This is a genomic window from Nonomuraea sp. LP-02, from assembly GCF_036289125.1.
GTDB classification, from domain to species: Bacteria; Actinomycetota; Actinomycetes; order Streptosporangiales; family Streptosporangiaceae; genus Nonomuraea; species Nonomuraea bangladeshensis.
Map to the genome: position 1 here is coordinate 2,202,138 of NZ_JAXCLK010000001.1, position 15,955 is coordinate 2,218,092.

Annotated in this window: 15 protein-coding genes; 4 read left to right on the plus strand and 11 right to left on the minus strand. The window is 72.7% G+C overall.

Annotation, left to right across the window (positions count from 1 at the left end; translation table 11 throughout):
* Positions 1 to 2 precede the first annotated feature (2 nt).
* Positions 3 to 515, minus strand: a complete 513-nt coding sequence (locus tag SMD20_RS10165) for a flavin reductase family protein (protein WP_329578160.1) — start codon at positions 513 to 515, stop codon at positions 3 to 5.
* A gap of 416 nt (positions 516 to 931) precedes the next feature.
* On the opposite strand from SMD20_RS10165, the gene SMD20_RS10170 reads away from it, so the two are divergent.
* The 3 genes from SMD20_RS10170 to SMD20_RS10180 all read left to right on the plus strand — a co-directional run bounded on the left by SMD20_RS10170 (position 932) and on the right by SMD20_RS10180 (position 3,565).
* A complete protein-coding gene (locus SMD20_RS10170; RefSeq protein ID WP_329578163.1) occupies positions 932 to 1,939 on the plus strand; it encodes an ABC transporter permease in 1,008 nt (335 codons plus the stop codon).
* 462 nt (positions 1,940 to 2,401) lie between these two features.
* The gene (locus tag SMD20_RS10175) at positions 2,402 to 2,740 is read left to right on the plus strand and encodes a histone-like nucleoid-structuring protein Lsr2 (RefSeq protein WP_329578165.1); all 339 of its coding nucleotides are present in this window, start codon (positions 2,402 to 2,404) and stop codon (positions 2,738 to 2,740) included.
* Between the two features lie 147 nt (positions 2,741 to 2,887).
* A complete protein-coding gene (locus SMD20_RS10180) occupies positions 2,888 to 3,565 on the plus strand; it encodes a DNA alkylation repair protein (protein WP_329578167.1) in 678 nt (225 codons plus the stop codon).
* An 8-nt stretch (positions 3,566 to 3,573) separates the two neighbouring features.
* On the opposite strand, the gene SMD20_RS10185 is transcribed toward SMD20_RS10180, so the two are convergent.
* Entirely contained in the window at positions 3,574 to 4,920 is a 1,347-nt protein-coding gene (locus tag SMD20_RS10185; RefSeq protein ID WP_329578169.1) for a hypothetical protein, read from the minus strand.
* A gap of 163 nt (positions 4,921 to 5,083) precedes the next feature.
* On the opposite strand from SMD20_RS10185, the gene SMD20_RS10190 reads away from it, so the two are divergent.
* Entirely contained in the window at positions 5,084 to 5,575 is a 492-nt protein-coding gene (locus tag SMD20_RS10190; RefSeq protein ID WP_329578172.1) for a hypothetical protein, read from the plus strand.
* Positions 5,576 to 5,645: 70 nt separating this feature from the next.
* Here the strand turns inward: SMD20_RS10190 and SMD20_RS10195 are convergent, their stop codons facing one another.
* The 9 genes from SMD20_RS10195 to SMD20_RS10235 all read right to left on the minus strand — a co-directional run bounded on the left by SMD20_RS10195 (position 5,646) and on the right by SMD20_RS10235 (position 15,905).
* Complete coding sequence (locus SMD20_RS10195; RefSeq protein ID WP_329578175.1) at positions 5,646 to 6,518, minus strand: aldehyde dehydrogenase family protein; 873 nt, start codon at positions 6,516 to 6,518, stop codon at positions 5,646 to 5,648.
* Entirely contained in the window at positions 6,511 to 7,932 is a 1,422-nt protein-coding gene (locus SMD20_RS10200; protein WP_329592494.1) for an aldehyde dehydrogenase family protein, read from the minus strand. Before SMD20_RS10200 ends, SMD20_RS10195 begins: the two co-directional genes overlap by 8 nt.
* 14 nt (positions 7,933 to 7,946) lie before the next feature.
* Positions 7,947 to 8,867 carry a deoxyribose-phosphate aldolase gene (gene deoC / locus SMD20_RS10205; RefSeq protein ID WP_329578177.1) on the minus strand — a complete coding sequence of 307 codons (921 nt, stop codon included), beginning with the start codon at positions 8,865 to 8,867 and terminating at the stop codon, positions 7,947 to 7,949.
* On the minus strand, positions 8,860 to 9,858 hold the full coding sequence (locus tag SMD20_RS10210) for an ABC transporter permease (protein ID WP_329578179.1): 999 nt from the start codon (positions 9,856 to 9,858) through the stop codon (positions 8,860 to 8,862). Before SMD20_RS10210 ends, deoC begins: the two co-directional genes overlap by 8 nt.
* Positions 9,855 to 11,351 (minus strand): sugar ABC transporter ATP-binding protein, encoded by a 1,497-nt coding sequence (locus SMD20_RS10215; protein WP_329578182.1) that lies wholly within the window; start codon positions 11,349 to 11,351, stop codon positions 9,855 to 9,857. The genes SMD20_RS10210 and SMD20_RS10215 overlap by 4 nt, the downstream gene beginning before the upstream one ends.
* The gene (locus SMD20_RS10220; protein ID WP_329578187.1) at positions 11,348 to 12,283 is read right to left on the minus strand and encodes a sugar-binding transcriptional regulator; all 936 of its coding nucleotides are present in this window, start codon (positions 12,281 to 12,283) and stop codon (positions 11,348 to 11,350) included. Before SMD20_RS10220 ends, SMD20_RS10215 begins: the two co-directional genes overlap by 4 nt.
* Positions 12,273 to 13,781: an FGGY-family carbohydrate kinase gene (locus SMD20_RS10225; protein ID WP_329578189.1), complete on the minus strand. Its 1,509-nt coding sequence runs from the start codon at positions 13,779 to 13,781 to the stop codon at positions 12,273 to 12,275. Before SMD20_RS10225 ends, SMD20_RS10220 begins: the two co-directional genes overlap by 11 nt.
* Positions 13,782 to 13,783: 2 nt before the next feature.
* Complete coding sequence (locus SMD20_RS10230; protein ID WP_329578192.1) at positions 13,784 to 14,848, minus strand: galactitol-1-phosphate 5-dehydrogenase; 1,065 nt, start codon at positions 14,846 to 14,848, stop codon at positions 13,784 to 13,786.
* 67 nt (positions 14,849 to 14,915) lie between these two features.
* Complete coding sequence (locus SMD20_RS10235) at positions 14,916 to 15,905, minus strand: substrate-binding domain-containing protein (protein ID WP_329578195.1); 990 nt, start codon at positions 15,903 to 15,905, stop codon at positions 14,916 to 14,918.
* Positions 15,906 to 15,955 lie beyond the last annotated feature (50 nt).

Sequence of the window (15,955 nt, forward strand, 5' to 3'; positions counted from 1 at the left end):
GGTCAGGATTCGGGGTGGGCCAGGAAACGGCCGAAACGGCCCTGGTGGTAGAGCAGCGGGCGGCCGGGGCCCCGCAGGTCGGCCTCGACGACCAGCCCGACGACGAGGATGTGGTCGCCGACCTCGACGGTCTCGTACGGCAGGCACACCAGGTGCGCCGAGACGTCCTGGAGCAGCGGCGCGCCCAGGGGGCCTGGCCGCCAGCGGGTGGGCTCGGCGAAGCGGTCCACGTTCCTGCTGGCGAAGCGGGAGGCCAGCTCGGCCTGGTCGTGGGCCAGCACGTTGACGGCGAAGTGGTCGGCGGCGCGCAGCGACGGCCACGTGGTGGAGGAACGGTCCACGTAGAAGGAGACGAGGGGCGGGTCGAGGCTGACGGAGGAGAAGGAGGTGGCGGTCAGCCCGGCGGGCCGGCCTTCGTGCTGGGCGGTGATGACGACGACGCCGCTGGCGTGCACGGCGAGCGCGCGGCGGAACAGGTCCGGGGTGACGGCGAGGTCGGACGGGGCCGCGGTCATGCCGCCACCTCCGTCCGTGCGCGGGAAGGGAGGTGGGGGAAGCTGACTGAAGAGTTGATCACGAGAGATCCTCACGACGAACGGCATGCTCGCGCGTGCCCGGGGCGTCCGGGACGCGCGGCGTTGACCTGGATCGGCGGCGTGGGCTGCGGCGGCCACGCCGGGGAACATGAAGACGGGGCGGGCTCGTACGGGCCCGCCGACGACCGTGATCAGCGACACTGGGCGCTGGCGACGTGGCAGAAGTCCACGTGGGAGCGCCTGGTCAGGAGAAGACCCTGCCTCATACGTCAGACGCTAGGCCGACGTCACCGATAAGTCAATATTCCCTACTGGTTTTGCCGGGAAATCTGAAAGGCGCCTTGGGCGGCGTGTCAACGGCCGGGCGGCGGCGATCGCGCGCTTAGCGTGAGCGCATGCGTGACCGGACGGGCCGGCGGTGGGCGGACTTCAGGGAATCACCGTTCCTCCCCGCGACCGTGCTCGTGCTGATCGTCGCCGCCGCCGCGGGGCTGTTCGCCGGGTCCTACACCTACGCCATGGCCGCCCCCACCCCGCACCGCGTGCCGGTGGCGGTGGTGGGCATCAGCCATCAGACCGTACGCGGCAAGGCCTTCGCCGCCGGCCTGGAGCAGCGGCTGAACGCCTCGCTCGCCCTGTCCTTCGAGCCCACCTTCGAGCGGGCCCGGCAGGCGGTCGAGGAACAGCGGGTCTTCGGCGTCATCGTCGTGCACGGGAACGACGCCACCTTCTACGTGTCGAGCGCCTCCGGCGCGTCGGTGGCGCAGCTGCTCACCGAGGCCGCGCCCATGGTCGCCCGGCAGGTCGGCATGAGGCTGACCGTGCGGGACCTGAAACCGCTGCAGCGGGGCGACCCGCGCGGGCTGGCGCTGTTCTACATCACGCTCGCGGCCGTGGTCATCGGGTTCGTCGGGGCCGTCCAGCTCAACGCGAACGCGGGCGGGCTCGCCCCGTGGGAGCGCATCGCGTTCACGGGGGCGTACGCGGCGCTGGGGGCGCTCGCCATCGTGGCCGCCGTCGACTGGGTGCTCGGCGCGCTCCGGCTGCCGCTGCCGGAGTCCTGGTTCATCCTGGCGCTGACCATGTTCGCGTCGGGGATGGTGTTCTCCATGTTCCGCACGCTCGTGGGGCGCTGGGCGATGGTGCCCACGTGGGGGCTGATGGTGCTGCTCGGCAACCCCTCGTCGGGCGGGGCGGTGTCCTGGCCGCTGCTGCCGTCGCCGCTGGGCGTGATCGGACGCTGGCTGCCGCCCGGCGCCTCGGTCAACGCCCAGCACACCGCCGTCTACTTCGGCGGGCATCAGCGGCTGATGCCGTTCCTCGTGCTGGCCGCCTGGGCGCTGGTGTCGTCCGCGGTCTTCCTGATCCGGGAGAACAGGAAGGGACGAGAACTTGGGTCTTGAAGTCGGATTCAATTCCGGATTCGGCGGAAACAGGACGGGATTGCCGCCCGCGCGCCTCGACGCCCGAAACAGCCGGCCTTCCTGAGTCCGTACGGGCGGGCGGCCCGCGACATGCCCGTATTCCCGCATACCCCGCGCAGGTGTTGCCCGAACGCCGGGCCCGCGCGGGCGGAGGCGCCTGGCCGCTCGCGCCTTTCTCCTGGTCACGATGGTTCTTCCGGACCCGGGCGGACCGCGGCTCCGGACGCCCGTGAACGCCGGGGAAAGGCGAATCGACGCGGCGGACGGACCGCGACTCGCGCAACCCTGAAGATCGCGAGTCAAGGGCGGCCCGCGCTTTGACGCGGTCCGGCGGGCCACGCGGACCCGGCCCACTATTCGCGACATGGCATTTGTGAGGATGCGGGTGTCTCTGAAGGGGACTACAGTATCCGCAAGCAACATCGGGGTTTGGAGCACCTTATGGCGAAGCGCATCGTGGAATCTTTTCTCGACGACCTCGACGGCAGTGAAGCGGAGGGCACCACGCGGTTCGCTCTCGACGGCACCGCCTACGAGATCGACCTGTCCGGCGAGAACAGAGAGAAATTGGAGAAGGCTCTGGCTCCCTTCATCACCAAGGCGCGCGCCGTCCGCGCGGGCAAGGAGCGCGGCCGTCGCGGGAGCGCCGGTTCGGCCCGTGACATGGGCAGGGAGAAGGCCACGGAGATCCGCAAGTGGGCCAAGGCGCAGGGCCTGCCCGTGAGCGAGCGGGGCCGGATTGCCGCGACTCTGATCAAGCAGTACGAGGCCGAGCATTAAGAAGTGACCGCATTTGCCGGCCACTCCTGTATCAGCTTCCGCGCCCTCGCCGTGACACCCCGGTCCCGGCGAGGGACATCATCGAGAACCGCCGCGCATTTGTTGTGAAGAGCCCGGGATTTCGCACCGAAACGACAGGAGACCGGCATGACGGTGGCCGAAGTGACGGTGTCCGAGGTGATGGCCGAGCTGGCCGCGCTGGAGGACCCGAAGATCCGCGCGGTCAACGCGAGGCACGGCGACGATCACGGCGTCAACCTCGGCGCGCTGCGCGCCCTCGCCAAGCGGCTGAAGACGCAGCAGGAGCTCGCGCGCCGACTCTGGGAGACGGGTGACACCGCGGCCCGGCTGCTGGCACTCCTGATCTGCCGCCCCAAGGCGTTCGAGCGCGACGAGCTGGACGCCATGGTGCGCGAGGCGGGCGCGCCCAAGGTGCACGACTGGCTCGTCAACTACGTGGTGAAGAAGAGCCCGCACGCCGAGGAGCTACGGCTGGCCTGGCTCGCCGACCCCGACCCGGTGGTCGCGAGCGCCGGGTGGGCGCTGACCACCGAGCGCGTGGCGAAGAAGCCCGCCGGTCTCGACCTCGCGGGGCTGCTCGACGTCATCGAGGCCGGGATGAAGGGCGCACCCGACCGCCTGCAGTGGGCGATGAACCACTGCCTGGCGCAGATCGGCATCGAGCACCCCGAGCACCGCGCCCGCGCCGTCGGCATCGGCGAGCGCCTGGAGGTGCTCAAGGACTACCCGGTCTCGCCGGGGTGCACGTCCCCGTACGCGCCCGTCTGGATCGAGGAGATGGTGCGCCGGCGGAACGGCGAGTAGGGCTCGCCTCAGCCCGCCGCCAGGGTCTGGGCCGGGCCGCCGATGTCCTGCCAGGCGCCGCCGGACCAGCGCAGGATCCGCGAGCGGTTCCCATTCAGTACGTACACCGCGCGCCGGCCGACCGCCACCTCCGCCCCGGACGGGCCGATGTCCCGCCAGGTCTGGTCGGCGACGCCGTTGTCGGCGTCGGCGAGGACGCGCAGCCGGGAGCGCGACGGGTCGGTGGAGAACAGGCCCGCCCTGCCGCCCCACAGCTCCGCCGCCTCGCCGGCCGCGTACGCCCAGATCGGCCAGGGCTCGGTCCGGTCGTCCGGCTGCCAGCGGTTGACCAGCGTCCGGTCGGGGGTCAGGCCGTACAGGTCCTCACCGGTGAGCGCGAACGAGGAGCCCGCCGAGCCGATCCGTTTCCAGGCGAAGGGGCGGCCGGTGTACCGGTAGATGAAGCCCGTTCCCGGCTCGGTCGCGAACAGGCCGGGGTCGCCGCCGTACAGGCGGGCCGCCGGGCCGCCGATCGTGGTCCACGCCGTGCCCTCGCCGTCCCACGCGGCGACCGATCCGCCGTCGGCGGCCAGCCGGAAGACGTGCTCGCCGCTGATCGCGAACTCGCGGCCCGGCTCGCTGATCAGCGACCAGCGGCCCGGCTCCCCCTCGTAGCGGTAGAGGCGGTCGTCGGAGCGGGTCGCGAACAGGCCCGCGGGCCCGAGGTAGAGGCGCTTGGCCTCGTCGCCGATCCTGGTCCACCCGGCCGCGTCCGTGCCGTCCCAGCGGAAGACGCCGACGCCGGCCGGGCCCACGGCGAACACGGCGTCCTCACGGGGCGGGCCCCGGACGAGCAGCACGACGAGCGCGGTGAGGAGCGTGAGCGCGGTGCCACCGGCGGCCAGAAGCAGCGGACGCGACCACCGCCGCCGTCGCGCCCCCACCGCCACGAGCGGGCCGCCGGCCACCCCCACGGGCGGGTCGCCCACCGCCGCCTCGTGGAGGTCGCCGGCCGCCTCGGCGACCCCCGCCGGCGCGGACCTGCCGCCTTCCGCTCCAGCAGCCGCCTCCGGCATGGGTGCCGGCACCTGGGCGGCGGTGGCCGCCGCGTGGAGGTGGGCGGCGGTCGCCAGTCGCGCCCGGTGGGTGTCCTCGTCCGGTGTGTGGTCCCGTACCAGCCGGTTCAGCAGCTCCAGCGGGATGATCTTCAGGCCCGCGCGGTACTCGCCCCAGAGCGTCTTGCCCACGTGATACCGCGCGGCGAGCTCGCGGACGGTCGACCCGGCCGTGAGGGCCAGCAGGAACTCCGCCAGCGCGTTCGCCTGCTCCGTGCTGCCGCGGGGGCCGCCCTGGGGCCTGCCCGCCCTGCGGTTCATCCCGCCGCCTCCTCCCCCGTTCCCTCCATCCGATGATCAAGTCAACAGAAGGAGTTGTCCGCGGACAACACTTTGTCCGCGATCGATCAGGGGCTCTCCCGTACAACATCGGCGCCGTTCACCATCGGAGTCGCCGGATGACCAGCGTCCACGGGAGGACTTCATGACCGGATCCGTCATCGCACGGCTCGCCACGGCGGCCGTGCTCACCACCGCACTCGCCGCCTCACCCGCCGCCGCGGCCGGGTACACCCCGGAGCGGGTGTGCGGCAGCGGTTTCCACGTCCTGTCCGAGCACACCAGGTCGGTGACCGACCACACGAACACCTTCTACGGTCAGGTGTTCCTGCTCTACAACGGCCTGACCGGGGAGCACTGCGCCGTCAACATGAAGAGATACGACGTCGGCACCCTTACCAGGACCTCGGTGACCCTTCGCGTGCGCGCCGACCTCTTCGTCCCCCAGCGCGACGAGCCGGACGAGGGCGCCTTCCGGTACTACGCGGGACCGGTGTATGTGAAGGCGCACGGCAGGTGCGTCGCCATGAACGGGACCGCCGACGCCCCCGGCGCCGCGGACGCCTCCAGCGGATGGGGCCGCTGGGTCGAGTGCGGCCGCAAGCAGGCCCTGGGAGGCGGCATCCGCCGGTCATGACACCCGCCGCACCCTCCGCACCGCCCCTGCCTCCCGGCCCGGCTCCCGGGAGGCGGTGGGCGGAGGGCGGTCAGCGGCCGATCGGGTGCCAGACGGTCTTGATCTCCACGAAGGGACGGACGCGGGCGAGGCCGGGGTCGGCGTCGGTCCAGTCGTCCTTGGGACCGGGCCGCAGGACGCGCTTGAGCGTGGTCGCCGCCAGCTCCTCAAGCTCGCCCGCGAGGCCGCCCGCGCCCGCCAGGTCCAGCGCGTTCACGTCGGCGTGCCCGGCGAGCGGCGGGGCCAGCTCGGCGAGGCGGCCGGTCAGGATGTTGGCCACGCCGCCCGGCAGATCGGAGGTGGCCAGCGCCTCGGCGAGCGTGACCGCGGGCAGCGGGGCGCGCTCGTCGGCGACCAGCACCGCCGTGTTCCCCGACGTGATCACCGGGGCGAGCACGGAGACCAGCCCGAGCAGCGAGGAGCCGCCCGGCGCGAGCACGCCCACGACGCCGGTCGGCTCCGGCTCGGAGAGGTTGAAGAACGGGCCCGCCACCGGGTTCGCGCCGCCCACCACCTGGCTGATCTTGTCGGCCCAGCCGGCGTAGTAGACCCACCGGTCCACGGCGGCCGACACCAGCTCCTGCGCCCGCTCCGCGCTCACGCCGTCGGCCGCGGCGACTTCGGCGGCGAACTGCTCGCGCCGCCCCTCCATCATCTCGGCGACGCGGTAGAGGATCTGGCCCCGGTTGTAGGCGGTGCGGCCCGACCAGCCGGGGAACGCCTTGCGCGCCGCCACCACGGCGTCGCGCACGTCCTTGCGCGAGCCCAGCGCGGCGTTGGCGAGGTGGGATCCGTCCGCCGACGTCACGGGGTAGACCCTCCCTGATTCCGAGCGCGGGAACGCGCCGCCGACATAGAGCTTGTACGTCCTGCGCACCGCGATGCGCGGCGGGGTCTCAGCCAAGGTAGGCCTCCAATCCGAGCAGTCCGCCCTCGCGGCCGTACCCGGACTCCTTGTAGCCGCCGAAGGGACTGGCGGGATCGAACACGTTGAAGGTGTTGGACCAGACGACGCCGGCGCGCAGCCGGCTCGCGGTCCAGAGCATCAGGGAGCCCTTCTCCGTCCAGACGCCGGCCGACAGCCCGTACGGCGTGTTGTTCGCCTTGGCGACGGCCTCCTCCGGCGTGCGGAAGGTGAGCACCGACAGGACCGGCCCGAAGATCTCCTCCCGGGCGATCCGGTGCGCCTGCGTGACGCCGGTGAACACGGTCGGCCGGAACCAGTAGCCGCGCTCGGGCAGCGGGCAGGACGGCGACCAGCCCGTGGCGCCCTCAGCCTCGCCGGCGGCGGCCAGCTCGCGGATCCTGGCGAGCTGCGCGGCCGAGTTGATCGCCCCGATGTCGGTGTTCTTGTCCAGCGGGTCGCCCAGGCGCAGCAGCTCGATGCGGGCGCGCAGCCGTGGCAGCAGCTCCTCGGCGATCGACTCCTGCACCAGCAGCCGCGAGCCGGCGCAGCAGACGTGGCCCTGGTTGAAGAAGATGCCGGACACGATGCCCTCGACGGCCTGGTCGATGGCCGCGTCGTCGTAGACGATGTTGGCGCCCTTGCCGCCGAGCTCCAGCGTGAGCCGCTTGCGGGTGCCCGCGACGGCGCGGGCGATCTGCCGGCCCACCTCGGTCGAGCCGGTGAAGGCCACCTTGTCGGCCTCGGGGTGGGAGACGACGGCCCGGCCGGTGTCGCCGGCGCCGGTCACGATGTTGACGACGCCGGGCGGCAGGCCGGCCTCCTGGCAGATCTCGGCGAACGCGAGCGCCGTCAGCGGCGTGGTCTCGGCCGGCTTGAGCACGACCGTGTTGCCGGCGGCGAGGGCGGGCGCGACCTTCCACGCGAGCATGAGCAGCGGGAAGTTCCACGGGATGACCTGCGCGGCCACGCCGAGCGGCTTGGTGCCGAGGCCGGTGTGCGCGAGCTTGTCGGCCCAGCCGGCGTAGTAGAAGAAGTGCTGCGCGACGAGCGGCAGGTCGACGTCGCGGGTCTCCTTGATCGGTTTGCCGTTGTCGAGCGACTCCAGCACGGCCAGCTCACGGGCGCGTTCCTGGATGATGCGCGCGATGCGGAACAGGTACTTGCCGCGCTCGGCGCCCGGCAGCCGCGACCACACCCGCTCGAAGGCGCGGCGGGCGGCGGCGAAGGCGCGGTCCACGTCGGCGTCGCCGGCGGCGGCCACCTCCGACAGCGGCTCCTCGTCGGCCGGGTTGACGGTGACGATGCGCGCGTCGCTCTCGGCCGCGACGAACTCGCCGTCGATGAACAGGTCGTACGACGGCCGGATGGACACGATGGCTCGTGACTCCGGCGCGGGCGCGTACTCGAAGATCTCCACGCCTCTCCCTAGTCGATGGTGTAGTAGTCGGGCCCGGAGTACTGGCCGGTGCCGAGCTTGGTCCGCTGCATGAGCAGGTCGTTCAGCAGCGTCGAGGCGCCCAGCCGGAACCACGCGGGGTCCAGCCAGTCGTCCCCGGCGATCTCCTTGACCAGCACGAGGTAGCGGATGGCGTCCTTGGTGGTGCGGATGCCGCCGGCCGGTTTCACGCCGGCCTGCCGCCCGGTGGCGGCCCGGTAGTCGCGGACGGCCTCCAGCATCACCAGCGTGACCGGCAGGGTGGCCGCGGGCGCGACCTTGCCGGTCGAGGTCTTGATGAAGTCGGCCCCGGCGTGCAGCGCCAGCCACGACGCGCGGCGCACGTTGTCGTAGGTGACCAGCTCGCCGGTCTCCAGGATGACCTTCAGGTGCGCCTCGCCGCACTCCTCCTTGACGGCGACGATCTCGTCGAACACCTTGGCGTAGTCGCCGGCCAGGAACGCTCCACGGTCGATGACCATGTCGATCTCGCTCGCTCCCGCCGCCACCGCGCTGGCCGTGTCGCTCAGCTTGACCTCCAGCGACGTGCGCCCGGCCGGGAAGCCGGTGGCGACCGAGGCGAGCTCGACCCCGGTGCCGGCCAGCGCCCGCGCCGCGGTGGAGATCATGTCGGGGTAGACGCAGAGCGCGGCGACCGAGGGCACGCTCGGGTCGGCCGGGTCGGGGCGCACGGCCTTGGCGGCCAGCGCGCGTACCTTGCCGGGGGTGTCGGACCCTTCGAGCGTGGTGAGGTCGACCATACGGATGGCGAGGTCGATGGCCTGCCGCTTGGCCGTGGTCTTGATCGACCGGGTGGCCAGGCCGGCGGCCCGCCGCTGGACGCCGACCTCGTCGACGCCCGGCAGTCCGTGCAGATAGGCCCGCAACGAGCCGGGAATGGAGTCAGGCACGAGCGCCACGCCTCTCGATGAGCAGGTTGAGTACGAGGGCGACCAGCAGGATGAGGCCGGTCACCACCATCTGGAAGAAGGAGCCGAGGCCGAGCAGGTTGCACAGGTTGCGCAGCACCGACAGCAGCAGCACCGCGACGAACGTGCCGAACACCCCGCCCCGGCCGCCGAACAGGTTCGTGCCGCCGAGCACGACGGCCGCGATCGCGTCCAGCTCCAGCCCGTTGAACGCGGTGGGCTGGCCCACGGTCAGCCGGGAGGTGAGCAGCACCCCGGCCAGCGCGGCCAGCCCGCCCGACACGGCGAACACGGTCGTGATCACCCCGCGCACCGGCAGGCCGGACAGCCGGGCGGCCTCCTTGTTGCTGCCGACGGCGTAGACGTACTCGCCGAAGGTGGTGCCGCGCAGCACCACGGCGGCGATCACGGTGATCACCACGAAGATGATGCCGACGATCGGCACGTAGCCGATGAACCCGCCACCGAGGAGCTGGAACCCCTCCGAGCCGCCCGCCTCGGCGGGCTTGCCGTCGGTCAGCAGGTACGTGAGCCCGCGCACCGCCGTCAACCCCGCCAGCGTGGTCATGAACGACGGCAGCGTCAGGTACGCCGACAGCCCGCCCATGAACGCGCCGAACACCGCGCCGGCCGCCACGCTGATGAGGATGGCCGGCAGCACGGGCACGCCCGACCCCATGAGCAGCGCGATCGTCATGCCGCCGAAGGCGGCCACGCTGCCCACGGACAGGTCGATGCCGGCCGTGAGCACGACCATGGTCATGCCGATGGCCACGATCCCGGTGAGCGAGGACTGCTGGAGCAGGTTGGCGATGTTGCGGCCGGTCAGGAACTGCGGCGCGAGCAGCGAGGCGACCACGCACAGGCCGAGGAAGACCAGCAGCAGGTTGGACTTGACGATCAGGTCGGCGCCACGGCGGGCGCGGGGGCGGCCTTCCTGGGTGGCGGTGTCGGCCACGGTGGAAGCTGTCATGGTGCGGCTCCTGTGATGACGGTGTGCGCGATGACGTTCTCGGGGCTGACCCGGGGGTCGAAGTGCGCGACGTTGCGGCCCTCGTACAGGACCTCGATCCGGTCGGCGTTGGCGGTCAGCTCGTTCAGCTCACTGCTGGCGAGCAGGACGGCCACGCCCTGGTCGGCCAGGTGGCGCACCTGGCGGTAGAGGTCGGCCTTGGCGCCGACGTCGAGGCCGCGGGTGGGCTCGTCCAGCAGCAGGACCCTGATCCCGCCGCGGGTGATCCACTTGGCCAGCACGACCTTCTGCTGGTTGCCGCCGGAGAGCTGGCCGACGAGCTGGCCGGGGCCGGATGCCTTGACGCCGAGGTCGGCGAGCGACGGCGCGGTCAGCCGGCGGCCGGTCCGGCCGGGCAGCAGCCACGGCGGCCTGCCGAGCGCGCCGATGGCGGCGTTGCGGCTCACGGACAGGCCCAGCATGAGGCCCTGTTCCTTGCGGCTCTCGGGCACCAGGGCGAGGCCGGCGCGGACGGCGGCGGCCGGGCTGGTGGTCCTGAGCGGGCGGCCGTCCAGCCGGGCGTCCACCTGGGCCTTGAGGTCGCCGAACAGGGCGCGCAGCAGGGTGGTGCGGCCCGCGCCGCCGAGCCCGGCCAGCCCGACGACCTCGCCGGGCCGTACGTCGAGGTCGCGCACGTCGAGCAGCCCCGGCACGTGCGCCCGTTCGACGCGGAGCAGCGGCTCGCCCTGGGGGGCGGGCCGGTCGGTCGCGCCCACGAGCTCCCCGGCCTCGCCGATCATGGCGGCGACGAGCTCGTCCGGGCCGGTCGAGGCCAGGTCGTAGACGCCGACCGCGCGGCCGTCCCGCAGCACCGTGGCCCGGTCGCCGATCTCCATGACCTCGTCCATGCGGTGCGAGATGAAGATCACCGACCGGCCCTCCGCGGTGAGTGACCTGATGACCTCGAACACGGCCAGCAGCTCGCTCTCGCCGAGCGTCGCCGACGGCTCGTCCATGACGATCACGCGGGCGTCGGCCGTCAGCGCCTTGGCGATGGCGGTGAGCTGCTGCGCCGCGATGGGCAGGTCGCCGACGCGGGCGGTCACCGGGAAGCTCGCGCCCACCCGGTCCAGCGCCGCGCGGGCCAGCTTGGCGCGCTGCCCCCGCCGGACGAACGGGCCGAGCCTGGGCGCCCGGCCCAGCAGCAGGTTCTGCGCCACGGTGAGGTCGGGCAGCAGGTCGAGCTCCTGGTAGATCACGGCGATGCCGGCCGCCAGCCCGGCGTGCGGGGTGGCCGGCGCGTACGGCTGCCCGTCCAGCAGGATCGTGCCCTCGTCCGGCCGGTACGACCCCGCGAGGATCTTCATGAGCGTGCTCTTGCCCGCGCCGTTCTCGCCGAGCAGGCAGTGCACCTCGCCGGGCCGCACGCTCAGCTCGACGCCGTCGAGGGCGACGGTGCCGGGGAACCGTTTGACGATCCCGGTCATGCGCAGGCGTTCCGTGGTGGCCGTCATGCCGCCTCCAGCAGGTGTCGGGCGTTCTGGTCGTCGGTGATGAGCACGTCGCACAGCCCGCTCGACACCACCGCCCGGCACACCGCCCGCTTGGCCGCGCCGCTCACCAGCGCCACCGAGGTGGTGGCCGAGCGCAGCACGTCCAGGGACAGGCCGAGGGTGCGGCCGTCGAGGTCGGGGTCGACGATCTGCCCGCGCGCGTCGATGAAGCGGCCGAGCACGTCGCCCACCGCGCCGGCCCGCGCGAGGCGGGCCAGGTCGTCCGCGTCGATCTGGCCGGAGTCCACCAGCACCGAGTCGCTGCCCATCCCGCCGGGGCTGTAGAGGAACAGGTCGGCCCGGGTGGCGAGGGCCAGCACGTCGGCGACGGCCCGGTCGCTCTCCAGCACCGCGCGGGTGCTCTGCTGCTGGAGTATCGCCGGCGCGGCCAGCAGCGTGGCGGTGCCACCGCCACGGTGGGCGATCATGCTGGCCATGCTGTGCGCGCTGGTCGGCTGGCTCGAGCGGCTGAGCGCGCCGTTGATCTGCACCACGTGGACGCCGGTGGCCCAGCCGCGGGTCAGCGCCTCGGCCAGCCGGTCCAGGGTGCGGCCCCACGACACGCCGATCAGGCGGGGCGCGGGCCGCATCTCCATGAGGTGGTCGGCGCCGGCCGCGCCGACCCGGTCGCGGACCTGCTCGGGGTCGCCGTCGACCGAGACCACGACGGCGTCGCGGAGCCCGTACCGCTCCTTGATCGCCTGCTCCAGCGAACGCACCCGGGAGCGCGGGTGCAGCACCTCGATGCGCACGATGCCGGCCTCGCGCGCCTCGGCCAGCATCCGGCCCACCTTCCAGCGGGTCAGGTGCAGGGCGTGCGCGATCTGCTCCTGGGTCTCGCCGTCCTCGTAGTAGCGGACGGCCACCTGGTAGAGCTGCTCGTCATCGCTCATGGCGGGCTCCGCTGAGCTTGTGGGAGATGCCCGTCGTCGCGGCCGTCGCCTCCAGGTAGTCGGCGTAGCCGGCCCGGTACGCCTGCGCGTGCGCGGCGACCGGCTCGACGGTGCGGACCTTGGGCGCGTACGCGGCCGCCGCCTCCGCCAGGGAGTCGTGCCGCCCCGTGCCGGCGGCGGCCAGCACCGAGCAGGCCCGCAGCGTCAGGTTGTCGCCGGTGACCAGGTGGACCGGGCGGCCGAGCACGTCGGCGGTGGTCCGCAGCCACAGCTCGTTGTGCTGGATGCCGCCCGAGACGAAGATCTCCTCCACGGGGACGCCGCCGGCGGTGAAGGAGTCGATGACCTGGCGGGTGCCGTACGCGACGCCTTCGACGGCCGCCCGGTAGACCTGCTCGGGGGTGCTGGCCAGGGTGAGGCCCAGCACCGCACCCCTCAGCCGCGGGTCACGCAGCGGGGTCCGGTTGCCCATGAAGTAGTCGAGCACGATCAGGCCGTGCTCGACCGGCGGCAGCTCCGCCGCCGCCTTGATGAGACCGCCGATCTCGGCGCGCGGGCGGCCGATGAGGCCCTCGCCGGTCCAGGCGAGGACCGAGCCGGCGCTCACCTGCCCGCCCTCGACCAGCCAGCGCCCGGTGCGCAGCGCGTCCGGGTACGGCCCCCACACCGTGGGCGGGAAGACCGGCTCGGTGATCTCGGTGACGAAGGCGTTGGAGGTGCCGCAGACGATCGACACCTGGCCCTCGTGGCCGCCGCCGATCGCCAGCAGCGACAGGTGGGCGTCGATCCCGCCGGACACCACCGTGGCCGGTCCGGTGACGCCCAGCTCCTCGCGGGCGGCCGCGGCGAGCGGCCCGACGGGGTCGCCGACGGGCACGATCTCGTCGGGGAGCTTGGCGGCCAGGTCGGCGACGCCGAGCCGCTCGTACAGGTCGTGCGGGAAGCCGGCGCCGCGCGGGTCGTAGTTGCTCTTGCAGACGGCGTTCATGCGCGAGCCGGCCCAGCGGCCGGTGAGCCGCCACACCATGTAGTCGACGGCCTCGACGATCCGCGCGGCGGCCCGGTAGGTCTCCGGCTCGTGCCTGGCCAGCCACATCGCCTTCGGCACCAGCCACTCGACGGCGTCGCAGCCGCCCGCGTAGCGGAGGACCGGGTGGCCGGTCCGCGCGGTCAGCTCCGACTCCTCGCCGGCCCGGCCGTCCATCCACAGCAGCGCCGGGCGCAGCGGGCGGCCCCGCTCGTCGAGTACGGCCACCGTCGAGGCGGTGGTCGCCACGGCGACGCCCTCGACCTGCGGGCCGCCGGCCTCGGCGAGCGCCTGCCTGGCGGCGGACACGCTCGCCCGCCACCAGTCGTCCGGGTCCTGTTCGGCCCAGCCCGGCCTGGGGAAGCGGGTCGGGTACCGCTCGGCGCCCGACCCCAGCAGCGCCCCCTCTGCGCCGTAGACCGCCGCGCGGGCGCCTTCGGTCCCCAGATCGAGGGCGAGGAACGCAGCCATGCTCACTCCTCGTTCGGCAGGAAGAGAACCTTGGAGCTGAAAATGGAACGTTCCCCGAGAGCCGCCATGGTCTCCGGCAGGGCGTCCAGGCCCAGCTCGTGCGTGATCATGAACTTCCATGCCAGCTCGCCCGAGGCCAGCGCGCGGGCCGCGGTCCGCCACTCCTCCCCGGGGAACGGCGCGGAGAAGGAGTTCCAGGCGCCGTGCAGGGTCACCTCGCGGCGCAGGAACGAGCTGAACGTGGCCTTCGGCAGCACCACGGGGTCGTGCGGGATGCCGATGAACACCGCCTCGCCGTGCCGGGCCGTCAGCGCCACCGCCTGGTCCACCGTCGCGGGCACGCCGGCCGACTCGATCACGATGTCGTAGCCGTCGCCGGCCACCTCGGCGGCGGCCTCCGCAGCGGTCGCGGTGCGGGTCGCGCCCGCCTCCACCGCCATGGCGGCCTTCTGTTCGTTCAGCTCGACGACCAGCACCTCGGAGGCGCCGGCGAGCCTCGCCCACTGGACGGCGAACAGCCCGATCGGGCCCGCGCCGACCACCGCCACCCGGCGGCCGCCGCGCATCTTCGTCCGCCAGAGCGCGTGCAGGGCGATCGCCGCCGGGTCCAGCATGGCCGCGGCCCGGGGGTCGAGGTCGGCCGGCAGCACCATGAGGTTCTCGTCGGGGACGGTGACGTACTGGGCGTACGCGCCGTCGCGGCGGCTGCCGAAGTAGCCGTAGTTCTTGCACAGGCTGAAGTGGCCCTGGCTGCACGGCTCACAGACCTTGCAGGGGATCAGCGGGGGGACCGTGACCAGGTCGCCCTCGCGTACCCGGCCCTTGGCGGCCAGACGGTCGCCGAGCCGGACGACGTGGCCCGAGAACTCGTGGCCGCAGATGATCGGGAAGTGGTAGGCCACTCCCGGGTGCAGCATGCGTGCGATGTCCGATCCGCACACCCCGCAGGCCGCCACCCGCACGAGCGCCTCGTCCGGGCCGGGTTCGGGGACGGGCACCTGCTCGACCCTGATGTCGCCCGGGGCGTGGAGCACCGCCGCCTGCATGGTTTCCGCCGTCTGGAACAACCGTCTCGCCTTCCTACTTTCGGATGCCTGGGTCCTGGGCACCCGGGTCGCGGGCGCCTCGGGACCCCTACTTCGTGGATGCCTGGGCGAACTCGCCGTCGCCGACGAACCCGGCCGCGTTGGCCTTGTCGATCAGCTCGGTGCCCGCGTCGATGGAGGCCTCGACCTGCTCGCCCTTCTGGACCTTGAGCACGGTCTCGATGGCCTTCGAGCCCAGGGAGATGGGGTCGTTGAGCGCGGTGGCCACGTACTGGCCGTCCGGGATCTGCTTGACCGCCTCCATGAGGCCGTCGACGCCGGAGACCAGGACGTCGTCCTTGCCGTTCTCCTTCAGGACCTGCAGCGCGCCGAGCGCCATGTCGTCGTTGTGCGCGTACACGGCGGCGACGTCGGGGTGCACCTGGAGCAGGTCCTGCATCGCGGTGACCGCCTTGGAGCGGACGTAGTCCGAGTAGGGGCCCTCGACGATCTTGATCTTGCTGTTGCCCGCGACGGCCTCGTGGAAGCCGGCGCTGCGGTCGCGCGCGACCGCGCCGCCCGCGTCGCCGCGGATCTCGATGACCTTGCCGCCCTTGTCGCCGAGCGCCTCGCTCAGCCGCTTGCCGACGAGCGCGCCCATGGCCTTGTTGTCGCGTCCGACGTGCGCGACCGCGCCGTCGGGGACCGGGCGGTCCACGGTCACGACCGACACGCCGGCCGCCTTGGCCGCGGCGATGCCCGGCTGCACGCCCTGGGGGTCGACCGGGTTGACGAGCAGGACGTCGACCTGGCGGGTGATCAGGTCCTGGATGTCGTTGTTCTGCTTGGTCACGTCGCCGCCCGCGTCGGCGAAGTAGAGCGTGGCGCCCGCCTCCTTGGCGGCGGCCTCCGCGCCCTCGCGCAGTTGCACGTAGAAGGGGGACTGCTGGGTCGCCTGGCTGAAGCCGATGGCGACGGGGCCGGCGGACTTCTGGTCGCCCGCCTCGGGGGATCCGCCGGGGTTCGAGGACACCGAGCAGGCGGTCAGCGCGGTGACCAGGAGGAGAGCAGGGATTGTGAGCAGCCGAAACTTACTCATAGGGGCCTCCGTATGTGACGTAGGTAACGCACCGTAAGTCGTGAATTAAC